This is a genomic window from Olivibacter sp. SDN3 (assembly GCF_014334135.1).
In the GTDB taxonomy this organism is placed as follows: Bacteria; Bacteroidota; Bacteroidia; order Sphingobacteriales; family Sphingobacteriaceae; genus Olivibacter.
The window spans coordinates 172,972-198,042 of record NZ_CP060497.1 but is presented as its reverse complement, the minus strand read 5'-3'; the positions used below and the strand labels follow the sequence as shown (position 1 = coordinate 198,042).

General features: G+C 41.3%; 20 protein-coding genes. 11 read left to right on the top strand and 9 right to left on the bottom strand.

Annotation, left to right across the window (positions count from 1 at the left end; all coding sequences use genetic code 11):
- Positions 1 to 73: 73 nt before the first annotated feature.
- Positions 74 to 1,060: a sugar phosphate isomerase/epimerase gene (locus H8S90_RS00885; protein WP_187340784.1), complete on the top strand. Its 987-nt coding sequence runs from the start codon at positions 74 to 76 to the stop codon at positions 1,058 to 1,060.
- 131 nt (positions 1,061 to 1,191) lie between these two features.
- Here H8S90_RS00885 and H8S90_RS26360 read toward each other — a convergent pair whose 3' ends face one another.
- Together H8S90_RS26360 and H8S90_RS00875 are read right to left on the bottom strand one after the other, a co-directional pair.
- Positions 1,192 to 1,353, bottom strand: a complete 162-nt coding sequence (locus H8S90_RS26360; protein ID WP_370525707.1) for a pentapeptide repeat-containing protein — start codon at positions 1,351 to 1,353, stop codon at positions 1,192 to 1,194.
- 2 nt (positions 1,354 to 1,355) lie between these two features.
- Positions 1,356 to 1,889, bottom strand: a complete 534-nt coding sequence (locus H8S90_RS00875) for a DinB family protein (protein WP_187340782.1) — start codon at positions 1,887 to 1,889, stop codon at positions 1,356 to 1,358.
- A 290-nt stretch (positions 1,890 to 2,179) separates the two neighbouring features.
- Here H8S90_RS00875 and H8S90_RS00870 point away from each other — a divergent pair, with 290 nt between their 5' ends.
- The 3 genes from H8S90_RS00870 to galB all read left to right on the top strand — a co-directional run bounded on the left by H8S90_RS00870 (position 2,180) and on the right by galB (position 7,407).
- Positions 2,180 to 3,850: an arylsulfatase gene (locus H8S90_RS00870; RefSeq protein WP_187340781.1), complete on the top strand. Its 1,671-nt coding sequence runs from the start codon at positions 2,180 to 2,182 to the stop codon at positions 3,848 to 3,850.
- Positions 3,851 to 3,913: 63 nt separating this feature from the next.
- Positions 3,914 to 4,468, top strand: a complete 555-nt coding sequence (locus tag H8S90_RS00865) for a putative glycolipid-binding domain-containing protein (RefSeq protein ID WP_187340780.1) — start codon at positions 3,914 to 3,916, stop codon at positions 4,466 to 4,468.
- 203 nt (positions 4,469 to 4,671) lie between these two features.
- Entirely contained in the window at positions 4,672 to 7,407 is a 2,736-nt protein-coding gene (gene galB, locus H8S90_RS00860) for a beta-galactosidase GalB (RefSeq protein ID WP_187340779.1), read from the top strand.
- A 223-nt stretch (positions 7,408 to 7,630) separates the two neighbouring features.
- Here galB and H8S90_RS00855 read toward each other — a convergent pair whose 3' ends face one another.
- A complete protein-coding gene (locus tag H8S90_RS00855) occupies positions 7,631 to 8,221 on the bottom strand; it encodes a pentapeptide repeat-containing protein (RefSeq protein WP_187340778.1) in 591 nt (196 codons plus the stop codon).
- Positions 8,222 to 8,248: 27 nt separating this feature from the next.
- Positions 8,249 to 9,088: an NYN domain-containing protein gene (locus tag H8S90_RS00850; RefSeq protein ID WP_187340777.1), complete on the bottom strand. Its 840-nt coding sequence runs from the start codon at positions 9,086 to 9,088 to the stop codon at positions 8,249 to 8,251.
- Positions 9,089 to 9,742: 654 nt separating this feature from the next.
- Between H8S90_RS00850 and H8S90_RS00845 the strand changes: the two genes are divergently transcribed.
- Positions 9,743 to 12,217 carry a glycoside hydrolase family 2 TIM barrel-domain containing protein gene (locus H8S90_RS00845; protein ID WP_187340776.1) on the top strand — a complete coding sequence of 825 codons (2,475 nt, stop codon included), beginning with the start codon at positions 9,743 to 9,745 and terminating at the stop codon, positions 12,215 to 12,217.
- A 6-nt stretch (positions 12,218 to 12,223) separates the two neighbouring features.
- Positions 12,224 to 13,411 carry an alginate lyase family protein gene (locus H8S90_RS00840; protein ID WP_187340775.1) on the top strand — a complete coding sequence of 396 codons (1,188 nt, stop codon included), beginning with the start codon at positions 12,224 to 12,226 and terminating at the stop codon, positions 13,409 to 13,411.
- A gap of 98 nt (positions 13,412 to 13,509) precedes the next feature.
- Here H8S90_RS00840 and H8S90_RS00835 read toward each other — a convergent pair whose 3' ends face one another.
- From H8S90_RS00835 to H8S90_RS00820, 4 genes are all read right to left on the bottom strand, one after another.
- Positions 13,510 to 14,772 carry a glycoside hydrolase family 76 protein gene (locus H8S90_RS00835; protein WP_187340774.1) on the bottom strand — a complete coding sequence of 421 codons (1,263 nt, stop codon included), beginning with the start codon at positions 14,770 to 14,772 and terminating at the stop codon, positions 13,510 to 13,512.
- A gap of 518 nt (positions 14,773 to 15,290) precedes the next feature.
- The gene (locus H8S90_RS00830) at positions 15,291 to 16,283 is read right to left on the bottom strand and encodes a 2-hydroxyacid dehydrogenase (RefSeq protein ID WP_187340773.1); all 993 of its coding nucleotides are present in this window, start codon (positions 16,281 to 16,283) and stop codon (positions 15,291 to 15,293) included.
- 105 nt (positions 16,284 to 16,388) lie between these two features.
- On the bottom strand, positions 16,389 to 17,846 hold the full coding sequence (locus H8S90_RS00825; RefSeq protein WP_187340772.1) for an L-lactate permease: 1,458 nt from the start codon (positions 17,844 to 17,846) through the stop codon (positions 16,389 to 16,391).
- A 269-nt stretch (positions 17,847 to 18,115) separates the two neighbouring features.
- Entirely contained in the window at positions 18,116 to 18,310 is a 195-nt protein-coding gene (locus H8S90_RS00820) for a hypothetical protein (RefSeq protein WP_187340771.1), read from the bottom strand.
- 191 nt (positions 18,311 to 18,501) lie between these two features.
- Here H8S90_RS00820 and H8S90_RS00815 point away from each other — a divergent pair, with 191 nt between their 5' ends.
- The 4 genes from H8S90_RS00815 to H8S90_RS00800 all read left to right on the top strand — a co-directional run bounded on the left by H8S90_RS00815 (position 18,502) and on the right by H8S90_RS00800 (position 22,097).
- Entirely contained in the window at positions 18,502 to 19,194 is a 693-nt protein-coding gene (locus H8S90_RS00815) for a protein-L-isoaspartate(D-aspartate) O-methyltransferase (protein WP_187340770.1), read from the top strand.
- Positions 19,195 to 19,283: 89 nt separating this feature from the next.
- Positions 19,284 to 19,865, top strand: a complete 582-nt coding sequence (locus H8S90_RS00810; protein ID WP_187340769.1) for a helix-turn-helix domain-containing protein — start codon at positions 19,284 to 19,286, stop codon at positions 19,863 to 19,865.
- Positions 19,866 to 19,958: 93 nt separating this feature from the next.
- Complete coding sequence (locus H8S90_RS00805; RefSeq protein ID WP_187340768.1) at positions 19,959 to 20,570, top strand: DinB family protein; 612 nt, start codon at positions 19,959 to 19,961, stop codon at positions 20,568 to 20,570.
- A 117-nt stretch (positions 20,571 to 20,687) separates the two neighbouring features.
- The gene (locus H8S90_RS00800; RefSeq protein ID WP_187340767.1) at positions 20,688 to 22,097 is read left to right on the top strand and encodes a Gfo/Idh/MocA family oxidoreductase; all 1,410 of its coding nucleotides are present in this window, start codon (positions 20,688 to 20,690) and stop codon (positions 22,095 to 22,097) included.
- A 64-nt stretch (positions 22,098 to 22,161) separates the two neighbouring features.
- Here H8S90_RS00800 and H8S90_RS00795 read toward each other — a convergent pair whose 3' ends face one another.
- A complete protein-coding gene (locus tag H8S90_RS00795) occupies positions 22,162 to 23,556 on the bottom strand; it encodes a Gfo/Idh/MocA family oxidoreductase (RefSeq protein WP_255501976.1) in 1,395 nt (464 codons plus the stop codon).
- 291 nt (positions 23,557 to 23,847) lie between these two features.
- Between H8S90_RS00795 and H8S90_RS00790 the strand changes: the two genes are divergently transcribed.
- A complete protein-coding gene (locus H8S90_RS00790; RefSeq protein ID WP_187340765.1) occupies positions 23,848 to 25,017 on the top strand; it encodes a multiheme c-type cytochrome in 1,170 nt (389 codons plus the stop codon).
- The last annotated feature ends 54 nt before the right edge of the window (positions 25,018 to 25,071 follow it).

Sequence of the window (25,071 nt, the reverse complement as noted above, 5' to 3'; positions counted from 1 at the left end):
ATAGAAGTCGGTGCATATATAGGTGAGATAACAGAGAGGAAACGAAAATTCTTTTCACATCAATAGATATCTTATGAATTATAAACAAAAGCAGGTTGCTCATAACACTACTTTTTCCAGACGTTCGCTGTTAAAAAATGCTGCAATAATTGGTGCAGCAACGGTATTAGGGAGCTCTTTTTCGAAAACCTTAGCCCGTACCAACGAGGCAACCTCCACTTCTATGCCAATACGTTTTGCTGTATCAACATATTCATACTGGCATTTCGAAAAAGAAAAATATCCTATAGAGCGTGTCATCGAGAATGCTTCAAAACTAGGGTTTGACGGCGTGGAAATCTTGCACAGGCAAATGGAAAATGAAACTTTGCCTTATATGAACAAGTTAAAGCGATTAGCCTTTGACGCCGGTTTGGCCTTGCCGATGTTATCGATTCACCAGAGTTTTGTGAAACCAGATGCCAACGAACGGAAGAAAGATATTGATCATACCATTAAATGTATTAACCTTGCTGTACAGATGGGAATTCCTTGTATCCGGATGAACACAGGCAGCTGGGGTACCGGACGAAAGGCTCCGGACTACTACCAGACAGGTAAAGAAACACCCTTGCCGGGGTATACCGATCAAGATGCAATCAACTGGTGCATTGATAGTATGGGCGAATGTTTGGTAGAAGCTGAAAAAGTGGGAGTAATATTGGCTATTGAGAACCATTGGGGATTATCGTCTAATATTGATTACCTTGAGAAAATCTATAAATCATTGGCTTCGTCGCCGGCAATGGGATTGAATCTAGATACCGGTAATTATGTTGGCGATCCTTACCCACAATTTGAACGCTTACTTCCTTATGCAAATATCATACAGGCAAAAACGTACTTCGGTGGAGGACATTATTATGACCTTGACCTAGATTATGTGCAAATTGGTGAGATCATTAGAAAAGTGGGGTTTAAAGGCTATGTTTCGCTTGAAATGGAGGGAAAAGAAGATCCAGAAACAGCTGTTCCAAAAAGTCTCGCCTTATTGCGAAAGACAATTAATGGTATTGGTTGATCGGGCCGGTACAGATGATCACCGGCTTATTGAGGAGGCAAATGAGTGCTTTTTAGCTACCAGGGATAAACAATTTCGATACGGTATAGATTAGGTAAATGACTTAACATAACAGCTGAGAACCTTGTACCTTAAATGCTGTTTTGTACCGGGTCGATACAAAAATCAATACCTAGGAGATCTATGTTTATGAAAATGGCGTGCTTGAAATCACAGTCTGCGATCTTACTCTTCCGAAAACAGGTTTCTGTAAAATTACAGGAACGAAGATTACAATTCATGAATGGGGGTATTGCTAAGGTTTTACTGGAAATCCTTCCTGCAGAATTTTAATTGTAACCAACAACTGTCCCACATGGCGCTGGCTATGTTCCGCAGCATGAAACAGTAATCCCAGAAAGGTAGTGGGAATGCGTTTGCGGCCTAAATAGCGTATAGCTTTGAGTTGATTTTCATCCGTATCGCGTAGTTGATCAATGGCCAATGAAATGCGTTTGTCAAGTGACTGACATAATGACTGTACCGTGATTCCTGTTAGCTGTTTACCTTCGTTTTGAAGAAAAATAAACTGCTCTTCTGAAAGGCGCTCTTCTTGAGCATAGGTGAACATGCGGTCAATAACTCCCTGAATGTGCAGTAAATGAAAGGCTGCGGAAGCCATCCCCGCTGGTTTTTTCCATAATAATGCGTCTGAAAAACCAATTGTATACTGATGAATATCTTCATTGACCTGTAACAAGGCGTGGGCGACTGGCTGTAGTAAGGTAGGAACCCCATCAATAGGGCCCCGCATCCATACCTCTAACGAATGTTTGTCGGGTATTGTCATCAGGTAAAGATACCTTTTATCTTTTACATTCCGTTAAAACAGAAAAAGCCTGACTTTTGAGGATGTCAGACTTTTTCATTTTTTAATCAACCTAAACCTATTATAACATTATCAAAGGCTGTGCCAAAATTTATATTTTGGCATTGTTTATAACAAGTAAGCTTTTGAGCGCCATTAATGTATTATTCATTAATGACGGCAACAATAAAGTCTACTGTTTTTGTAGATTTTTATTGCTTGTTTATCGGCAGACCCATATATTTGATTTCTACATTTAACAAAACTTTTTGATGAAAGTATATTTTAAGTATCTATTGGCGGTTGTAGTAATAACATTAGAACTTTCCTGTAAAAGTAACGATAAACAAGTTGACTCACCCAAACCCAACGTGGTGTTGATATTAGTAGACGATATGGGATATTCTGACTTAGGAGCATACGGATCCGAAATCCGCACTCCGCATATTGATGCACTCGCTAACAATGGGGTGGTGTTTAGCGAATTTTACAATGTTGGGATATGTGCCCCCACCAGGGCATCATTGCTTACTGGGCAGTATCAGCACGATGCAGGTGTTGGCTACTTTAATATTAATTTAGGTGTGCCATCTTATCAAGGTTACCTGGCAGAGAATACGGTAACAATAGCCGAAGCGTTAAAAACAAACGGCTATGCGACCTTTTTAGCAGGAAAGTGGCACGTGGGAAGTGACTCTCTTTACTGGCCTATACAACGAGGTTTTGACCAATTTTATGGTTTCATTGAAGGGGCTTCGGTATATTTTAATCATCTACCACATGCTGAAAAACCTACTCCCTTGATAGAAAATAATGAACGTATAGTGGCAGAAGAAGAAGATTTTTATTTAACCAATGCTATTTCGCAAAAAGCGAACGATTTTATTAGTGGGAACAAGAACTCCGGCAAACCTTTTTTTCTCTACCTGGCTTATAATGCACCGCATTGGCCATTGCAGGCATTACCCAAAGATATCGCCAAATATAAGGGAGTGTATGATATAGGTTGGGATTCCTTACGTAACCTTCGCTATAAGAAACTTATTGAAAATGGAATTATTAAGGAGGGACACTCTCTTGGAGAACGACCGTCTACCATACCTGCTTGGAATACATTAAGTGCTGACGAACAAAGAACTTGGGCGGCACGTATGGAAGTGCATGCAGCTATGTTGGATAGGGTAGACCAAAATATTGGAAAATTGATAGCTCATTTAAAACAAAATGGCCAGTACGAAAATACGGTGTTTTTTTTCTTATCAGACAATGGGGCTGCCGGTGAAAATGTAAGCCGTGTGTTTGCAGATTGGGGTCAATTGCCGGGACCGAAAAACGCTACGGAACTTGGCGGGCCCGATTCTTACGAGTCAATTACTCATCGATGGGCTTACGCCATCAATACCCCTTTTTCATATTGGAAGACTTTTCCTTATGAAGGAGGGATCAATACCCCTTTTATTGCGTCGTTCCCGGCAAAGTGGAAGCACCGTAAAGTGGTAGGTAGAGGGCATATTATTGATGTGTTGCCTACCATATTAGAACTGTCGGGTACGGCCTATCCTAAGCAATATAATGAGAAAGATATACTGCCAGCGGCAGGAAGGTCCTTGTTACCTGTTTTTAAAGGTAAACGGGCGATAAACCATGATACACTTTACTTTGAGCGTGGTGGAAATAAAGCCGTACGAGCAGGAAAATGGAAACTGTTGAAGTTGAACGGTGACGCTAACTGGAGGTTGTTCGATATGGAGTTAGACCCTGCAGAGGTGCACGACCTATCTTCACGGGAGCATGATCGTGTACAAGGGTTGATAAATAGTCATCAGGATTGGGAAAAAAACCATCAGGTACTAAATACCGATTCGCTTTTAAAAGCAGCCGAAACCGCTAAAAGTATGTTGAAGTTTGAAGAGGGAGTGGCAGAAACGGTAAAGATGAACTGATAGAATATCTGCCGATCTCTGTCTTCAAGCAAACAAACGCTTTTCAACAAATGTTCACCTGGTATGGAAATCAAGCGAATTTCGTGGAACGGAATGGAGACATTTAACACACATGAAAACCTGATAATGGAAATATTGGCAGAGAGGAATGCTGTAGTCCATTCAACCGTCAACGGTACCATCAACCAAATGAAGGTAATAGTGAATTACGAGGTGCATATCAATGAAAAATGGCAAGTAAACGCTGTTAGCATTAACGGCCATTTGGATGATGAATTTATCAGCTGGCATTATCTTTTTGCTTCAAATAGATGGTTAACAGATGATGGAGGGAAAGAGTTTCCATTAGGCTATTACGATATTGATATTTCAGTGTCTCCTTTTACAAATACATTGGCTATCAATAGGTTAATGCTGAAGGTGGGTGAAAAAAAAACTATTAATGTGCTATATTTTGACGTACTTGAACAGCGCGTTTATATCGCAAGCCAGTGTTATACACGGCTTGATCAACAATTGTATCGATTCGAAAATACTGAAGGCGACTTCATGGCAGAAATTACAATCGATGAGGATGGTTTTGTTATCAATTACCCAAAGCTCTTCAAACGCTTGTGATACTGCTCTTAATTAGTAATTCTTTCTTTTAGTAATGCATAACGTAAGCTTTCAACCTCCAGTTTTGCTTAGCATATGGTCTGAGTAGTTAACTATGATATGCTTTTGATTGGTCTAATGCTGGATTTGTTGTGTTGCATATTTAGTGTTATTTTTACCTTTATTCGAACAAACAATTGTAGATCATTCATAGACAAAAGATTATGGCGATAAAATTCAACCTGAATGATGTGGTTTGCTTCATGATGCTTTTTACTATAGCGCTACAGAGCCCTGCCCAGGAACCGGTTAATAAGCGTATTTCCCTCAATGATGGTTGGAAATTCTTGAAATATGAGACACTGGCTGAGGCGGATAGTCTAATCTACGATCTGCGGCCTGAGGTGACTGCTGATGAAGACGGTAAACCTGCCGACGCAAAGCCTACGGAAGCAGTTAAAGTGGAAGAGGCCAGACATGTATTAAAGCCTTGGATTTTGCCTACTGGAAATGCTTTTATTAAAGATTCGACAAAACAGTATATACGCCCGGAAGGAAATCCTGGTAATAATTTTCCTTTTGTACAGATCGACTTTGATGATAGTGCCTGGGAAGAAGTAACCTTGCCACACGATTGGGCCATCAATGGTCCTTTTTATAAGGGGTGGAACACGGAAGTTGGCGGAGGTATGGGGCGCCTGCCAAGTCAAGGGGTTGCTTGGTATCGTAAAGAACTGGATATCCCCGCCTCCGACGACGGTAAATCCATCTTTCTGGATATAGATGGGGCTATGTCTTATGCTATCGTATGGCTTAACGGCAAATTGCTGGGTGGCTGGCCTTATGGTTATGCCTCATGGCGGCTCGACCTTACGCCTTACGTGATCCCGGGGAGTACGAACCAACTGACCATCCGTTTGGATAACCCACCGAGTTCCTCACGCTGGTATCCCGGTGGCGGTATCTATCGCAATGTTTGGCTTGTCAAAAGTAATCCGTTACATGTAGGCCAATGGGGTACTTTCATCACTACACGTGATGTTTCAAAAAGGGCTGCAACCATAGCATTGCAGTTAACAGTAGATAATGATGGCAAGACGGATGAAAAGGTGAAGGTGGCCACTGAAATCTATCTGTTGGATGCATACGGACGAAAAATAGGTAAACCTGTCGCGACAATAAAAGACATGGAGGCCCTGCTGAAGGCGCAAACAAGCGAAACATTAATGGGCTCGACAACACTTTTGGAGCCTAAACTGTGGGTGCCCTTGCCTAAGCAAAGACCTCATCGTTATACGGCTGTCACGAAGGTCACTACTAAAGGGCGGGAGGTGGATGTCTATGAGACAACTTTTGGCATTCGCGACCTGCAATTTGATCCTGTTAGGGGCTTATTGGTTAACGGTGAGCATGTTCCCTTGAACGGGGTGAATCAACATCACGATCTGGGTGCACTGGGTGCTGCTTTTAATACGCGTGCGGCGGAGCGACAACTTGAGATGCTCCGGGAGATGGGTTGCAATGCCATCCGAATGGCGCATAATCCACCGGCGCCGGAACTGCTGGATTTGACAGACCGGATGGGTTTCCTCGTGATAAATGAGCTATTTGATAATTGGGAGTTGAAGAAAACGCCACTTGATTTTCACCTGATCTTTCCGGATTGGCATGAACAAGATCTACGGGCTTTCGTTCGGCGTGATAGGAATCACCCATCGGTAATCATGTGGAGTTTCGGCAATGAGGTTGGCGAGCAGTATACGGATACTGTAGGCGCAGCGATGGCGAAACGTTTACAGACTATTGTGAAGGAAGAGGATGCTACCCGGCCGACGACGGTCTCCATGAACTATGCCAAACCGCATATGCCGCTTCCGGAAGTGGTAGATATTATCAGCTTGAATTATCAGGGAGAAGGCATTCGCAACGGACAGGCTTATGAAGGCTTGAAAGGAATATCTACGCCTCCACTGTTTCCGGCATTTCGTGAGAAATTCCCCCATAAAATGATTGTAAGTAGTGAGAACGCAGCGGCTGTGAGTAGCCGTGGCGAATACCTCTTCCCCGTGTATGACGGGAACAGTGCACCGGTGAAAGAAGGCATGGGAGGCGATTCGATCGCGCAACGGGTGAGCGCTTACGAATTGCATTCGGTGGATTTTGGCGCATCGGCCGACAAGGTTTTTGCAATGATGGATCAACATCCCTATGTAGCCGGTGGTTTTGTTTGGAGTGGTTGGGACTACCTCGGCGAGCCAACACCGTACTATTTGTCTCGCAGCAGTTACTTTGGTGTCATAGACTTGGCCGGTTTTAAAAAAGATCGTTTTTATCTCTATCAGTCGCAATGGCGGCCAGATTTGCCTATGGCACATATTTTACCGCACTGGAACTGGCCGGATCGTATCGGTAAGGTAACACCGGTGCATGTGTTTACCTCTGGCGATGCGGCCGAACTGTTCCTTAATGGAAAGTCGCTGGGCAGAAAGATGGTGGGAGCCGATGAATATCGCCTACGTTGGGACGATGTTAAGTACAGTCCAGGCGAACTGAAGGTGGTAGCTTATAAAAATGGAGAAAAGTGGACGGAAACCGCGGTAAAGACAACCGGTCCGGCCAGCAAGCTCGTATTAGCTGCGGATCGTACAACATTGCAGGCCGATGGAGAAGATCTGATCTTCGTAACGGCAAGGGTAGAGGATGAAAATGGTTTGCTTGTGCCACAAGCAAAGAGTCTGCTACATTACGCAATAGCAGGGCCAGGTGAAATTGTTGCGACAGATAATGGTGATCCCACAAATTTGACGCCGTTTTCTGCACAGAAACGGGAGGCTTTTAACGGCTTGGGTTTGGTCATTGTACGGGCGAAACCGGGTGAAACAGGGCGTATAAAATTGAAAGTAGCGTCGGAAGGCTTGACTGCGGCAACTGTTGTTTTGAATAGTGTGCAGGAGCAATAGATTGTTCTTCCACATACATTTATCTACGTTCACTGAACGGTAATGGCATGGTATTACAGCGCAATAGCGAACTGGAGAGCCGGGACTGGGCTTCAGTGGATGAAGCAATAGTGATAAGTCTACGATGGTACGCTACGCATGGGTCGGCAATCTGGGAAATGCAAACTTATATAATGAAGAAGGTTTGCCTGTCTCTCCTTTTGTGGTGAAATTGAATGATCAGTTAATCGTCGGATATATCCAACTGATATTTGTATAGCAGTCCTGAAAGGCTTAAATTGGAAAACTTGGCTTTCTTCATTCGATTGGTTTCAACATCAATGGCAAAATGCTGTGCGGTTCTGAAATCTGCCTTTTCAAGAATGGTATGGAAGAATTTTGCGCCTAAGAGACTACAATTATTGAAGGTTGAACCTGATAAATCTGCCTCCGAAAAATCTACTTCCTTCAATGAGCAATTTATAAAATTGGTGTTTTTGAGTTTGGAAGCGGTAAATAAGCTGTAATCCAGGTAACAATTGTTAAATGCAAAAGAAAACATAAATTTGTTGACTATCGTAAAATCTACTCCAAGTATTTTGCACTCGGTGAAAACAACATCGCTGAAACCAGTGTGATGAAGTATAGTGAGTGAGAAATCGCAATACTTGAAATGACAGTCAACAAAATCGTTGTTACCAAGATTGCTCTTATTAAAGTTACAACGGATAAACGTACAATTAATAAACTCTCGATTTTCTAGTCGTTGTTCAGCATAATTTATATGCTCGAATGTTTTGCTTTCGTGTAATATTTGCTCTGTATATTTATTCATCCTGACGATAGTTAACTTAGAAAAGGATTACTTATTTGATAATTTCCGCTTAATTCTTATAGGTTTTTTACTTTCTTTATTTTTAATGTAAACATGTTTGATCTTTGAATTTTCAACGTTTTTCTCCTCTATGTCGAAATGCTTGCTGAGCGATTTAAAAAAGGGCGTTAATTTGCTAAATCCGTAAATTCGGGGATCGAAATCAGGCTTGCGTTTATTCAATAGTGCCCCCAACTCTGCCAAAGACGCCCAGCCGCTTTCGTCAGCTACATCATCAATGGTATTTCGTAGAAGCTTGATAAAGTTGTTGCTTATGGTTTCCGTATCCGTGGGACGCAGCGTACCTTTTTCGATATGATCACTGTCTTTATCCTTTTCGGGAATTTCGGTGCTTGCCGCCGCTGTTTCGTTACGGCCATCACCAAGAATTTCAATATAGATGAATTTATCGCAAGCAGCAATAAACGGCTTTGGCGTTTTCTTTTGTCCTATTCCTAACACAACTTTTCCTGATTCTCTCAAACGAATAGCTAGCCGGGTAAAATCACTATCGCTGGATACGATACAAAATCCATCAATCTGCTGCGTGTGGAGAATGTCCATAGCGTCGATAATTAATGCTGAATCCGTTGAATTTTTTCCACTGGTATAGCTGTATTGCTGGATGGGAGTAATGGCATGAGTGAGCAACGGAGCTTTCCAGCCCGATACGTAAGCACTCGTCCAATCACCGTAAATTCTTTTGATAGACGGTGTCCCATGCCGTTTTACTTCATCTAAAATACCTTCTATCTTCGTGCTCGAAACATTATCGGCGTCAATAAGCACAGCAATGTTCAGATCTGGATTTTCTTTCGTTATTCCCATCGTTGTAAATCAAAAATGTAAGTACTGCTCGAATATCCGATTTTTTAGCCGCTATAAGTGACAGTTTTCAAAAGATTTTTCAAAAAAAGAAGCGGAATGTTGTTATATTATTTTTAGGTGATAATAAAATTAAAAAATCGTAGTATATGTATAGTAAGTTAACAAGGCATGATAAAATATGATCCATAAAGTTATGCCTTGAGGTGGAAGGTGGAAAGAAATAGATTTTACACATGTCCGGGAATTGGCATGGAGAATTATGCGTTTTTTCCCAAGCCGTTAACACATATTATTTAGTGTTTTTAACAAAAACATTACATTTGAATGCGCTTTTTTGTTAAAAAATGTTAACTTTTTTAAAGGATGCCAGTAAACGCATATATTTGAATCATTCATAATTTAGGTTTATAATTGGTTAGTAAAGCCCCCGATCTCCCCGGTTGGGGGCTTTCGTTTACAGGTGTAACGGGTAGTATTGGCTGTTTAACGTAACCATATTCAATAAAGCTATTTTTTATTCCAAAAAAGTTAATGATTTTCTCCCTGTTCCATTCTTTTTTGTTTAGATATTTTATATATTCCCTCTATAAAGATGTTTTCAAAATTGCGACGAAAAAATCGATGATTTTAATTCATTTAACCAATAAAACATTTATGTTCAAAAGCACATTTCGTTTATTGCCTTTACTATTTATTATCGGATTTTTTAACTTAACGTGGGCACAGCAATCGGTAAGAATAAATACACAGTGGGACTTTCTAAGAAGCGACCTGGGAGGTATATGGGAAGCGGTTAGACCCGTAGGAAAAGGAGACCCCGAGTCTGTTCCTATATGGCAAACCGTTGATCTTCCGCATTGTTTTAACGCGGAAGATGCTGTAGACCCTGGTATGAATTATTACCAGGGGCCAGGCTGGTACCGTAAACGCTTGCCAATCGATAATCCCTATGAGAATGGACGTATATTGCTCCATTTCGAAGGAGTTGGACAAAAAACCGAGGTATTTGTATATACCACTAAGGTTGGTGAACATACCGGTGGTTATGATGAGTGGAGCGTAGATATTACGGAGGCCGTTGAGGCATTTAAGGAAAATCCCATATGTACTAAGCAATTTAACGGCGAAATTCCGATTGCCATCAAGGTGGATAATTCGAGAGATTTGGAAATGATACCCTCAGATTTATCTGATTTCAATCTTTATGGGGGTATTTACAGACACTTGAATTTAAGGTATGTTCCCCAGCTGTTTGTTGACGGGGTTTTTGCGGAAGCGAAGGTAGATGATAAAGGGAAAGAAGGGAAAGTTTATGTGAAAACACGCCTGGTGAATTATGCTGATCATCAAAATGTTGCAGTTGATGTGACGTTGTTAGATCCAGCAGGGAAAGAGGTGGCACAATTGACAAAAGGGTTTACAGATTTGAACGGCGATCTAGCTATCGGCGAATTGCTTATCAACAAGCCTACCCTATGGCATCCTGACGTTCCGGAACGATATACACTCGTGGTGACAGCGAAAGCAGGTAGTGATATTTATGTGCATCGGGAAAAAATAGGTTTCCGTCATGTGGCGTTTAAAGAAAAAGGCCCATTCTATTTAAATGGAAAACGTTTACTGTTACGTGGTACACATCGGCATGAAGACCACGCTGGTGTGGGGGCAGCGATGACGGATTCCATGATCAGGCAGGAAATGCTTATGATGAAAGAGATGGGCGTTAACTTTATTCGTTTAGGACATTATCAACAATCGAGAGAGGTGTTGAATGCATGTGATAGCCTCGGGATATTGGTTTGGGAAGAAATTCCCTGGTGCCGGGGCGGCCTTGGCGGAAGCGCTTATCAAGAGCAGGCGAAGCGTATGCTTACCAACATGATTGAACAACATTATAACCACCCCTCGATTATTATTTGGGGCTTGGGAAATGAGAACGATTGGCCAGGTGATTTTTCGGTTTTTGACAAAGAGAAAATTAGGGTATTCATGGCAGAACTGAACGATCTGTCACATCGTCTGGATCCGACCAGAAAAACGGCTATCAGAAGATGTGACTTTTGTAAGGATATTGTCGATGTTTATTCTCCTTCTATTTGGGCAGGGTGGTATCGAGGACAGTACACCGATTACAAGGAGTCTTCTGAAGAAGAAATGCGGCAAGTAAATCATTTCCTACATGTAGAGTGGGGAGGAGATAGCCATGCCGGAAGGCATGCTGAAAATCCTGATAAGGTGCTTGCAGAGGTTGCCGGAGGCAGTGGCACAGATGAACGGGCTGGCGATGCTTCCCTATACGGTGGGGCAGCGAGGGTTTCGAAAGATGGCGATTGGAGTGAAAGTTATATCTGTAACTTAATTGATTGGCATTTAAAGGAACAGAAAACAATGCCTTGGCTTACCGGTACAGCTTATTGGCCCTTTAAAGATTTCTCCACCCCGGTTAGGCCGGATAACCCCGTACCATATGTTAATCAAAAAGGCGTGGTTGAACGTAACTTTGAAAAAAAGGAAGCTTACTACGTGTTCCAATCGTATTGGACAGAAAAGCCTATGGTGCATATCTATGGGCATTCTTGGCCAACCAGATGGGGTAGCGCAGATGAAGAGAAAATGGTTAAAGTGTATTCCAACGCATCGGAAGTGGAACTCTTTGTGAACGGTAAAAGCCTTGGAAGTAAAAAAAGAAACACGCAAGATTTTCCTGCCGCAGGCCTGCGTTGGATGATACAGTTTAAGGATGGAGAGAATCATATCAAGGCGGTGGCAAAAAAAGGAGAGGAGACGGTGGACGATGAATTTACGCAGTATTATCAAACAGCAAAGTGGGAAAGGCCTGAGCGCATGTTATTGGAACAAGTTGATCAGGAGGGCGATATGGCTAGCATTCAAGTGACCTTATTGGATGCTGAGGGCGCAATCTGCCTTGATGCTCAAAATTGGGTGGTTTTCGAAACTATAGGTGATGGTAAATTGATTGATAATCAGGGGACTTCCAATGGCTCGCGGAAAGTGCAGCTCTATAATGGAAGGGCCATGATAAAGGTGCGTCTCAATGGAACGGAGTGCGTCGCAAGTGTTCAATCGGATGATTTACCTACCGCAATGATAACCTTAAATGAGAAATAAATAGTTATGACCTTTATTGGGATTAGGTACCTTTTTTATTTTGCTTTTTGCGCTGTCGCAACCATATTGTCGTGCACATTCGACAGGTATGATGCCCCGTTTGAAAGGCCTGCAGCACAATTGCTGCATGAACAAATACTTAAGCAAGCACAATGGGCCTTACAGCAAGCGCCTATTACCGTAACGGCCACGCAGTCGCCAAGAAGTGGCGGTGGAAAACATGATTTCTTTTCTGAAGGCGATTATTGGTGGCCAGATCCTGCTTATCTGGATGGGCCATATATGCAGCGAGATGGCATGACCAATCCGGAAAACTTTGTTGCACATCGTCAGGCGATGATTCGATTTAGCCAGATTATAGGGGCCTTGGCTTCGGCCTACAAAATTACTAAAGATGAAAAATATGTAATACATGCGCTTAAACACCTAGATGCTTGGTTTATAAATCAGGAAACGCTTATGAATCCGCATTTACAGTATGCTCAGGCGATTAAGGGACGATTTACCGGAAGGGGGATAGGTATTATCGATACCATTCACCTGATGGAGGTGGCGCAGGGTGTCCTTGTAATGAAAGAGGCTCAGATTTTTCCATCTACGCAATTAGAACCCATTAAAGAATGGTTTTCTGCTTACTTGCAATGGCTAACTCAGCATCCTTATGGCAAAGATGAGATGAATGCCGAGAACAATCATGGTACTTGTTGGGTCATGCAGGTTTCGGCATTTGCTAGATTGGTAGGTAATGAAGAGTTGCTCGACTTTTGTCGTAACCGCTATAAAACCTTATTGCTGCCGGATCAAATGGATAAAGACGGCAGCTTTCTAAGAGAGCTGGCTCGCACCAAACCTTATGGCTACTCCTTGTTTAATTTGGATGCCATGGTCATGATATGTCAAATATTAAGTACACCCGAAGATAACCTGTGGAAATATACATTGGAAGATGGCAGGTCGATCAGGAAGGGAGTGGAATTTATGTTTCCATATATCGAGAATAAAGAAACGTGGCCATTAGACAAAGATGTCATGTACTGGGAGAACTGGCCCATGGCACAACCTGCTTTGTTGTTTGCAGCCAATGCTTTTGATGAGATAACATGGTTTGATGTGTGGCGCGATCTTGAGCATAACCCGGATGTGGAGGAAGTGATTAGGAACTTGCCGGTGCGGAACCCCATCATCTGGTTCTGATAATTTGGAATCAAAAAAGAATAAAAAGAAAATAAATATACATCAGTGCTATAGCATAAGCACTGATGTATATTTATTGATATCATAGTGGGTTTAGTCTACATACCGTCGCGTTCGAGAGCGGCTAAACGTGCCAGCATTTCCACACAAGCTCCTTCATGAAGTATTTCCCAGCTGTCTTGATTGGTGCCACCTCTAAAGTCGCCATTTAACAGATGAGTTTCTTCATTACGGCAATCGGATAGCCAGGCATGGGTCAATGTTTTTTCATAGGCGGTTATATAGGTTCTATTATGATCTATTTTGTATAACTCTATGTAACCTCTGAACATAATAGCCTGAAACCATACATGCCCGGGCTCTAAAACCTGAAAGGTCTCGCCTAAAATATCTGACTGAAAAGAGATAAACCATTTATTATAAGCTGCTTCTGCGATGTTTTGAGCATCAGTTAGGTATTGTGGGTCTTGTGTAATGGTATATAAAAGAGACGCCGCTTGTATGGGTTGGCCCGAATTGTAAGTGTATTTTTCCTCGGATACGATGATCTCAGAATCCGGATCATCTTCATCCGACAGACGAACGTTATCCCAATAAAGGTAATCATTGGGATCTTGCAGCATCTCTTTACACCATGCATACAGGTCTTCTGCACTTGTTAAATAATGCTCCTCATTAGTTGCTAGGTATAATTTTGCAGCCAATACTGCTGCTGGCGCAGTTGAACAAGTGTGCTTGGACATACTGCCTTCTTTCCAATAAACGCCACCACCCATAATATCATCGGTACCTGTTAATATGAAATTCCAAACGAGTTCGGCACGGTCTAGGTACTTGCTGTCATTTGTCAACTCATACAAATCTAACATGTCTATCCCTATCCAGATATTATCGTCAAAATAGCGTTCGTCACCATCTCCCGGATAAACGGCGTAGGCCTCTGCACCGCCGTCTCGGGTGTTTCGAAATTGGTCAATGGCGGTTAATAACCGATCGTCATAGTCTGATTCATAGCGGGACTTGTATGCTGGAAATCCTTCCGCGGCTTCCCTTAGCGCTGCATATCCGGAAAAAGCTGCCCCATGCCCCCAGATAACTGCCGCTCCATCCCAATACCCGTCGGTGCGCGGATAATTAGAACTCCAGATGTCTCGAGGCATACCGTCTAAGTACAACGTGGTGATAGAACTCATTAAAGTGTCTGCTCGGGTTAAAAACATCGGAATATCGCCTGCTTTGCCAGCCTTAAATGCAAACTTTTCGTTGAAGGTCTTCTCTTCTGCGATGTCTTTGCTACAGGATAACATAATAAAGGACGAAAATAGGACGGTGATCAGTGAAATAAATGTTGAATTTCTCATTTTACTAAGTGTTTATAAATAAATGGATAATTGCCTTTTTAAAAATGAAACTATTTTCAATAGTAAAATTTAATGATGCCGGATATCTTAAGCATTATAAATTTATGTCCAACTGGTGTTATAATTGGTTAAAATGGTTGTTTCCTAAAATTAGAATAACCATTAATAATAACTTCATAACGAACACAAAAGAGAAGATATTGTTTTAACTAAAACGATTTATTTTGTGTTATTTAGTGTTTATGTCAGTAGTGCGATTAAGAAATAGAAGAAGCTATTAGTATTTATATTCAGTTGAAAGGTTAAAAAAGAAAACTTAATTGAATAGGAAGTAGTTCTTTAAGTAAAAGTTGATCCTCTTGTAGTCGAATGATTTACTTGATCTGGAATGTATCCAAATCAACGGATAATGAACGTCAGTCTGGTCTGGTAATTTCACTGGAGCAAGTTGGCGTATTATTGGGATGTTATATACGAAATACTTCAATGAAGCATAATTAAGTTTATTAACGATATCATTAGATTTTCACCTCATTTACCAATTCATTGCCTTCTTCAAAAGCACTGATGTTCTGCAAGGAGGTGTCTGCAATGTTGCTTAAGGCATTACTCGTAAGAAACGCCTGATGCCCAGTTATCAGTACGTTATTGAAAGAAAGTAAACGCATAAATACATCATCCTGAATAACCGTTTCCGAAAGATCTTCGAAGAATAGGTGCTCTTCTTCCTCATAAACGTCTAAACCAAGGTGACCTATCTGCCCAGACTTCAGTGCCTCAATTACAGCTTTTGTATCAACTAATGCTCCCCTGCTGGTATTGATAAGCATAGCTCCCTTTTTTAGTTTGTTGATTACATCCTTATTGATTAAATGGTAAGTTTGCGGAGTGAGTGGGCAATGCAGGGAGATGATATCTGCTTCGGAATATATGTCATCTAGTGTGGAAAATTCTATGCCTAGTTGCTCTACTTCCTCGCTGGTATTGATATCATATCCTAATACACGACATCCAAAGCCGGTCAAAATCTTCGCCGTGACCAAACCTATTTTGCCTAGACCGATAAGTCCTACTGTTTTTCCATTTAAGTCAAAGCCCATCAGTCCGTGCAAGGAAAAATTGCCCTCTCGTACACGATTGAAAGCGCGGTGGGTTTTACGGTTAAGCGTGAGGATAAGAGCAAGTGTATGCTCTGCTACCGAATAGGGTGAATAGGCAGGTACCCGTACTACCTTGAGGCCTAATGACTGAGCCATATCGAGGTCTACATTGTTAAAACCTGCGCAGCGTAGCGCTATAAGTTTGACTCCCTGATCGGCTAATATTTGAATGACTTCTGCATTGACAATGTCGTTCACAAATACACAGACAGTGTCATGACCTTGTGCCAAAACTGCTGTTTGGGTGTTAAGTTGAACTTCTAGGAAATTCAACTGATGCTGCTCACCGAAAGGACTTTTTTTGAAAAAATCAATATCATAAGCTTTCGAACTGTAAAAAACGACTTTCATATGTGCTATTTTGAGATGAATAAAGTATTTCTTTTCTAAGTTGGGAAAAAAAAACTCGATCTCAAATTTTTAACGGGTTTTGGTAAGGTTTTTACCTTTTACCTTTTAAGCAACGTATATTAAGCCGAAACCTATCAAACCAATCACTGCCCCCATCCATAAGGTGGGGATTATATTGTCTGTAAGGATAGCTCTGTAGTTCTGAATGCCTGCTATTGAGGCCGCGGCAATGATGTTGAACAAACAAATCCCATTTCCGGCACTTGCCCCGCTCAGCTGGAGTGAAAGGACGGTCTGTTCATCGATAAGCAGTTTATGTGCAGCTTCAAGTTGTGATGGCGCGAACACTATATTAGATAAGGTGGTACTGCCTGTGATGAATGTGCCTACCATGCCAATGAATGGAGCAAATATTGGATAGACATCGCCCAATTGGCTCATCATAGTGGCTAAATTTTGTACCATTGAGGGTTGTTGTACACCGGATATGATCATGAGCTGGGCAATAACGATGGATGGATATAGTACAAGGGAAACATTCCAAATTTTTATGAATAATGGTCTTAGATGTAATGAGGTGCTTTTTTTATAAAATATCACGCACAAGCCAACGAGGATAAAAGGAAACAATGGCGATAAAAGCGGCTGAAGACTACCGTTGATTCCAGTGTCTAAAATGTTGTTGAAATGTATATCTATTACTAACCAATTGCGTAAGCGCGGTACCACTTTTGGAAGTAATAGGAGTAAAGCAAGCAAAGCATATGGCACCCAAGGCGTGAAATTAATTTTGGTATTGGCTTTTCGGAGATATAAAAAGGAGAAGAACAACATAGATAAGGCGCCGATAACAGACGCTAATTCTGGAGCAAACCAAGCAGACACACAAAATGGGATAACAAAAAACGTGTACAATAGATATAGCCTAGCATAACCTATGTTGGCTTCGATAAACATTTTTTTTCTATCTTTATGAAAAATGAGAAAAATGAGCACCAGGCCTGCTAGTGAAATGAGTACGGAGGCACAGAAACTAACATGCTGAATAGTGATGTAGCTAAGTTGAAGCGGGTGTTGAAGGCCACTGATAATGGGAGTACCCACAGCACCAAATAAGGAGAAAAGGCAGTCAAATAACAACACCGCTGCGATTGAACGCATAGGTTCGTATCCCATGGCGATAAGAATGAGTGGTACGATGGCTCCTGGAGTTCCAAAACCTGCCACACCTTCAAAAAAAGAGGTGAGGCCAAAAGCAACAATAAAAAAGCGGATAGCGCGCGAATTACTCAAATCGTCTAGTGAGTGACTTATCTTATCAATCATGCCGGTGTGAGACATGATGTTGTACAAGAATGTTGCACCTAAAACAATCATTAATATATTTAAAGTTGTTAACGCACTAACACTCAGTCCTGCAAAAAAACGAGCGAAACCGGCACCCCAGTAAAAAAACAACAATACGGTGAGTACACAGGTGAACATTACCGCAGTCTTTACCCCCTTTGTTAAGGACAGTACCAGCAAGGAAAAAATAGGTAACAAGGAAAGTAAATAAGCCATATACAAACTTAATTGATTTTATTGAGAGTACGTCCCGTTTATAGTATGTGTCGCTGAACTGAAGAAAAGTAACGCAAATACGTTAAAGTTTTGACTTTAAACTTTGCCATGGAGTATGGGGAAGGTACAGTTCATCTCATGGTTAACAAAAGAACAAACTGTCAGTTGTTTTGGGGTATGTCTGATGGTCATACAAGGAAGAGGTGATCCCAACACCTCTTCCTATCGTTCCTAAAAAGACTTTTTACGACGTTAGGTGTAGAACCTGCTTATTCTCCAAATGGATCGGGCATGATGGTAATGTCTGTTATGTTACCGTTGTTGTCGAACGTAAACACTGATAGATAAAGACCTCCTCCCATAGAATGTCTGTATGCTTCATAATAAGTTCCTCCTGAAACTTCGTCCAACTCGACTGAGCTAAGCTCTTTTAGTTCTGAATTTGTGATGCTTAATGATTCCATGTTTAATTGCTTTTTAATTTTTACTACTTATCTTAATTATTTGGAACCTTGGGTTGTCGGCTCCATCTTTGATGGCTAATTAACAGAAGTTTACTATAATTTTTCTAGAGTGAAGTAAGTCTGGTTATTTTAAATTTTTTTGTAAATTAGTAGTACCTTTTGGAGAACCAGAAAGATAAAGGGTTGATATTATGAAACAGTTTCTATCAATATTACTGGCCATGTGGGTTTCTCCTACTACAGAATCGCAAGACTTTAAGCGCCTACGCGAAAACATGGTTCGTTCTCAAATAGAGTCTCGCGGAATTACGCATAATCTAACCCTCAATACCATGCGTAAAGTAGAACGACACTTATTCGTACCTGCTGCACACCGAAAGCGAGCTTATGAAGATACTCCTCTGCCCATTGGGTATGGGCAGACAATTTCCCAACCATTTATTGTTGCTGAAATGACTCAGCTGCTTGCTCCCAAAAAAGGATATCGGGTGTTGGAAATTGGAGCTGGGTCTGGTTATCAGGCGGCGGTGCTGGGAGAGATAGTTCAGGAGGTTTACACTATTGAAATTGTGAAAAACCTCGGTGAACAAACTAAAAAACTGATGCGTGAGCTAGGCTACAATAATGTACATGTTATTATAGGAGACGGCTATCAAGGTTATAAAAAAAAAGCCCCCTACGACGCTATTATCGTAACGGCTGCGGCAGAAGAGATACCTGATCCATTAATAGAACAGCTGAAAGAAGGAGGAAAGATGATTATACCCATAGGGGCCGCTGCAGATGTGCAAAATCTGATGCTGCTGGAAAAGAAAGAGGGCAAGCTGCTGAAAACGGCTCTCACCCCGGTACGTTTTGTCCCTTTTACGCGCGGAAACGATTGAATGGCAATACAATTCTCTTTTAAATTGCTTATAAAAAGCGATTTATCTATGTTTGTGCTGATATTTTTTGATTCAGCAAATGTATTTAGATGAGAGATGATATCCTGATTCAGATAGGGAACCAGATCAAAGAACGACGAAAAAGTGAGCGTATTACGGTACAGGAACTGGCCGATAGGGCTTCTGTGAGCAAGGGCTTGATTTCCCAAATAGAAAACAATCGAGTGATTCCGTCTCTGGTGGTGCTTATTGATATTATCCGGTCGCTTGATCTTGATCTAAATGTTTTTTTTAAAGATATTGGTATTAACAAAACAACCAAAACCATTTTACTGAAAAAAAAGGAAGAATACAGTTGTTTTAAGGAGGGAGAAGCTATAGGTTTCCATTACCAGCGTATATTAACCCGCAACATTAGAAAATCTACCGTAGATATTGTTTTGCTAGAACTAGAATCAAATGCCAGCAAACCTATGGTAGAAACGATGGCCCTTGAATATAACTATATTCTGTCTGGGGAAATAGCGTATCGTTTCGAAGACGAAAGCGTTCGGATGAGTGCCGGAGATTCGGTGCTTTTTGATGGGCGGATACCTCATACACCAAAAAATATGGGTTCTTACAAAGCGGTAATGCTGGTTGTTTACTTCTTTGAAGAAGATTTGGGCTGATTGAGACGTCGTATTTAACCCCTAAATTGTCGCGTAATGCCCTTTATCTATGCTGAAATTAGTGTTAACTTAGCTTAACTAAATTATTAAACCATGAGAAATTTAATACTCGTATTGGCTTTTCTGCTGTCGGGCTCAATAGCAGTTAAGGGAAAAAATCTGTATGTGAATGATAAGGATACCTTGTTGCATTATTTTGATGATGCAAAGGCGCAGTTGTTGGCAAGTATAGATGGACTAAGTGACGAACAATTTAATTTTAAACCAGACGCCAATAGCTGGTCTATCGGTCAGTGTGTTGAGCATATCGCTAAAACCGAAGGGATGTTGCGGGATATGGTGATAGATTTGTTGGCGAAACCGGCAAACCCTGAAAAAAGAGGAGAGATAAAAACCTCAGGTGCACAGGTGGTAAGTATGATGCAAGATCGAAGCTTTAAAGCGGAGGCTCCCGAAATGTTACGGCCGCAAAGTAATACATATAATCTGAAGAACGAATTGGCCGTATTGGAAAAGGAACGGAATATTACACTTGACTTAATCAATGATACTCCCGAAGAAGAGCTACGCAACCATATTACAATTACACCGGCAAAAGAATACACGGATGCTTATCGGTTTTTACTTTACATTGCTGGACATAGCCTGCGCCATACTGCACAGATTGAGGAGATCAAAAAAGCCAGTGGTTTCCCAAAACAATAACTAAAAAAGGGAATAAGCATTTTCTTGGAAACGATTGCGTAGATTTATTTTTGTAATCTTTTAGAACAGCGCTTTTTGTTTAATATGTTTATGGCTACTAACTAATTAAACAACAAAATGGAAAGCTCTTTTTCTAGAAGATCATTTATTTACTCTATTAGCATGTTGGCAGCAGGTGCTGCAGTAGCAAGTCCTTTAGTTGGATTCGGGCCCCAAAATAAACTCAAATTGGTTTTGGTAGGCACAGGTGTTCGTGGAACTTCCTTTTGGGGAAAACGCTTGGTAGAACAATATCCAGATAAATTGGACTTTGTTGGACTCTGCGATATTAATCCAGGTCGTGTACAGTATGCGAAGGAGTATATGGGCGTTAACTGCCCCACCTATACCGATTTTGATAAGATGTTACGGGAAGTAGGGCCGGACTTGGTCATTGTTACGACCAAAGATTCTACGCATCATGAGTTTATTATTAAAGGACTGGAAGCAGGTTGTGATGTGTTGACTGAGAAGCCGTTAACTACTGATGAAGAAAAGTGTAAGGCAATCTTGGCCGCCGAAAAGAAATCCAACAAAAATCTGATTGTCGGTTTCAATTACCGTTGGGGGCCATATATGACGAAAATTAAGGAGTTGTTACAAGAAAAAGCTATTGGCGAGATTACTTCAGTAGATTTTAATTGGTATCTGAATGTGCACCATGGAGCGTCTTATTTTAGAAGATGGCATGGCCTGATGAATGGTGGTGGCTCGCTTTGGGTGCATAAAGCTACTCATCATTTCGATTTGCTAAATTGGTGGCTGGACTCGGATCCTGAAGAGGTCTTTGCGTATGGTAAGCTAGAGCACTATGGCGCTAATGGCCCTTTCAGAGGTAAAAGCTGCCGCGACTGCAATCATAAAAGTGAATGTAACTACCATTGGGATATTACTAAAAATGAGCATGATATGAAGATGTATGTAGCCAATGAACAATACGACGGTTATATACGGGATAATTGTCTCTTCCGTAAAGAAATTGATATATACGATAAGATGTCTGCTCAGATAAGGTATGCCAACCAAGCAGTCGTTAATTATTCATTAACTACATATTCCCCATTTGAAGGATGGCGCATTGCCTTTAATGGGCATAAAGGGAGGATAGAAGCTTGGTTGGATATTCCATGGATGAAAAATGAGCAGCTAGACCAGTCCGAATTGCATGACGCAGAAATGAATCAATCTGGAGATCAAGAAACAATCAGCGAGCCACTTATTTTTTATAAAACGTGGGAGGATTACCAAACCATCCAAGTGGTGAGTGAACGAGCCGGACATGGTGGTGGTGATAAAAGGTTACACGACAAGTTATTCCTAAATCCACAGGCAGATGATCCCTACAAGCATGCTGCGGGAATTCGTGACGGTATAATGTCTGTGCTGATTGGTATCGCAGCGAGAAAAAGTATTGAAACAAATAAACCAATTAAAATTGGCGATCTCACGGAGATACAACCACACCCTACAAGAGGCCACTTAGCATAATTTTATCCACAAAAAAGGCACTTAAAATAAATGTTAAGTGCCTTTTTATAAACCCTAGAATATATTATACCTTGTAGTACTGCTCCCATCCTTTTCTTGGTGGCGGGCCTATCAGCAGTTCATTGGCTGTTTTGTTGTTAGTGATGATTTTCTTTTCGCGATCAAACTCCAGCTTGGTATTGAGCTGCTGTGCAAGGACGCCCAGGCAGAACACTTGACTCAATGGTCCGGCAATATGGAATGGTGAACGTGTTTGTTCTTGCCCTTTGCAGGCCAATAAAAAGTTCTTGAAGTGATTGGATGGAGTTTCTGGAACTTCAGGAAGTTTTGTCGCCATTTCCTGTGCTTTTTCTTCTGGAATGATCGACAACGCACTGCCATGCGATCCACCTTTAAAGGTAAGCTCCTTGCTGTAAATAATCTTGCCAGGGTTTAACTTTGCAGGTTCAATCTCCCCAGTGCTTGGAGGTGGAATGTTTGGATCAAGACCGGACACGCCGTACCCATCTGGAATAGGAGGTAGATTATCTATACCATCGTACCAAGTAATATCTAAAGCAGGCATGCCATTACGTTCTGGAAATTTAAAGGCAAGAGTAGTACTCATCGGAAAGAAGAACTTATTGTGACCCTCTAGTTTTATGGGGTCAACTTCATAAGGCAGACCGAGGTCTAAGAATTCATGTGCCGTGTCTATGATATGTGCTCCCCAATCACCCAATGCCCCCATTCCAAAGTCGTACCAGCAGCGCCACTGCCCATTGACAAAATCTTTGTTATAATCATGGAATGGACGGGTTGAAAGCCATTCATCCCAATCAAGAGTCGAGGGTATGGGCTCGGCTGGCGGAAAAGAGCTGATGTTTGGATCCCACTCGTGCCATCTCCTGGGTGCATTCATATGGGCCGTAATAGCGGTAACGTCCTTGATAATGCCTGCTTCAAACCAGCTTTTAAATTGGAAATAGTTGGCCTCCGAATGGCCTTGGTTGCCCATTTGTGTGACTACATTGCTGTATTTGTTAGCAGCTTTCATTAAAAGCTCACATTCGTTAAATGTGCGGGCCATGGGCTTTTCTACGTACACATGAATACCACGTGACATGGCTTCTATACAAATGGGGAAATGTGAAAAATCGGGTACACCTACTGTCACCGCTTCTATTTGATTACCCATTTTGTCGAACATACTTCTGAAGTCCTTAAAACGAGGTACATCAGGAAATTGTTCTAGCACTTTTGTCGTATGGGGGGCCTCCATGTCTACATCACAGAGGGCCACAATATTGGCAAGCCCTGTATCGTATAAATCGCCGATAATTTCACCCCCTCTATTACCAATGCCGCAACAGGCAAGATTCACACGTTCATTAGGTGATGCAAACTTTGGTTTGGTAAAATTTGTGGTTGCCGCAGTGGCCAGATGAGGGAAGGCTGCCGCCCCCGCCGTTAAATACATGGCATTCTTTAAAAATGATCTTCTTGAGAAATCCTTTGAACTCATAAATATGAAATGTGTTAATAATTGATCTACGTTTTTTATTGAAAACTGAAAATTAAGTTTTTTCGTTAAGAATTCCTACTTTTTTAAGGGGTTTAACAGAAAAATGGACTTTAGGAGCCTGTTCAATCGATGGAAATTGAATGACATTCTTTTCCTAGTATTTTTTCCAAAGATTAATTTGCTAATCGTTACCTATTGCATTTCTTTTTGTACATTAGAATGCTAAACTAAATAGGATGAACCTTTATGAAACGTCGAAACTTTATCTTACTTTTTTTCCTTTTAAGCTGTGTACTGATTATTATCAGTCAGTGTAAGGAGGAGGAAGAACGTGTGGACGTGAGAGGAGAGACCTATATCGGTATGCACAGTTGCCGCTCCTGCCATCAAGGGATAGTGGATGATTATTTGCAAAATGCACATTTTAATACATCGAAAACATTAACAACGGGAGAAGATATTGATAGTTTAGGGGTAGAAGACGGTGACTTTATCTTTAACGAACATACGAAAGTAGGGATAGAGAAGACGCCGGGCGGTCTGTATCAAACTGCTTATATTCGGGGGGAGAATGTGAAATCTGAAAAAGCAGACATTGTATTCGGATCGGGAAAGACGGCTTATACACTAGCTTATTGGTATGGTAACAAATTGATGCAGATGCCGCTCAATTTCTTGGTCAAAGAACATCTTTGGGTTAACAGTCCGGGTTTTCCCTCCGATCAGATTTATTTTGGTAGAGCCATTGTTTCGCGTTGTCTGGAATGCCACGGTTCTTATGTAAAGACAAATTTGATCCCCCAATCTAACATGACTGTAGAGGAGGAATTTGTGAAAAACTCTCTTATGGCAGGTGTCGACTGTGAACGCTGCCATGGTCCGGCGGCAGAGCATGTATCTTTTCATCAGCAAAATCCTGAATTAAAAGAAGGGAAGAAACTAGTAGGTTATCGGCAACTTTCAAAAGAACAACGTATGGATATGTGCGGGATATGCCATTCAGGCGCAAGCTTACAAGTAACAAATTCAACATTTTTTGTAAAACCAGGCGATACGGTTAAAACTTTGCCGGAATTTGCGGATTATGTAGGAGGTAATATCGATGTTCATGGTAAACAAAAACAATTGATCGAGGCTAGCAAGTGTTATCAGATGAGCAAGATGGATTGCAATACTTGTCATAGTGTTCATCAAAAAGAATCGCCTTCTTTAGTCGCGCATGCTAAACAGTGTATCAGCTGCCACCAAGAGGTAAAACATTCATCATTAAACAACATGCAGGCGAGTACGGTAAATACCAATTGTGTGGATTGTCATATGCCCATACAGACATCTGATGATATCGGTTTTCAGAAAAGTAATTCTAAAGAAAAGATACCTTATCAAGTAAGAACACATAAAATAGCTGTTTATTGATGTGCGTGTATCATGTAATTGGACGGAGAAATTCAAAAAATTGAGATTTTTTGA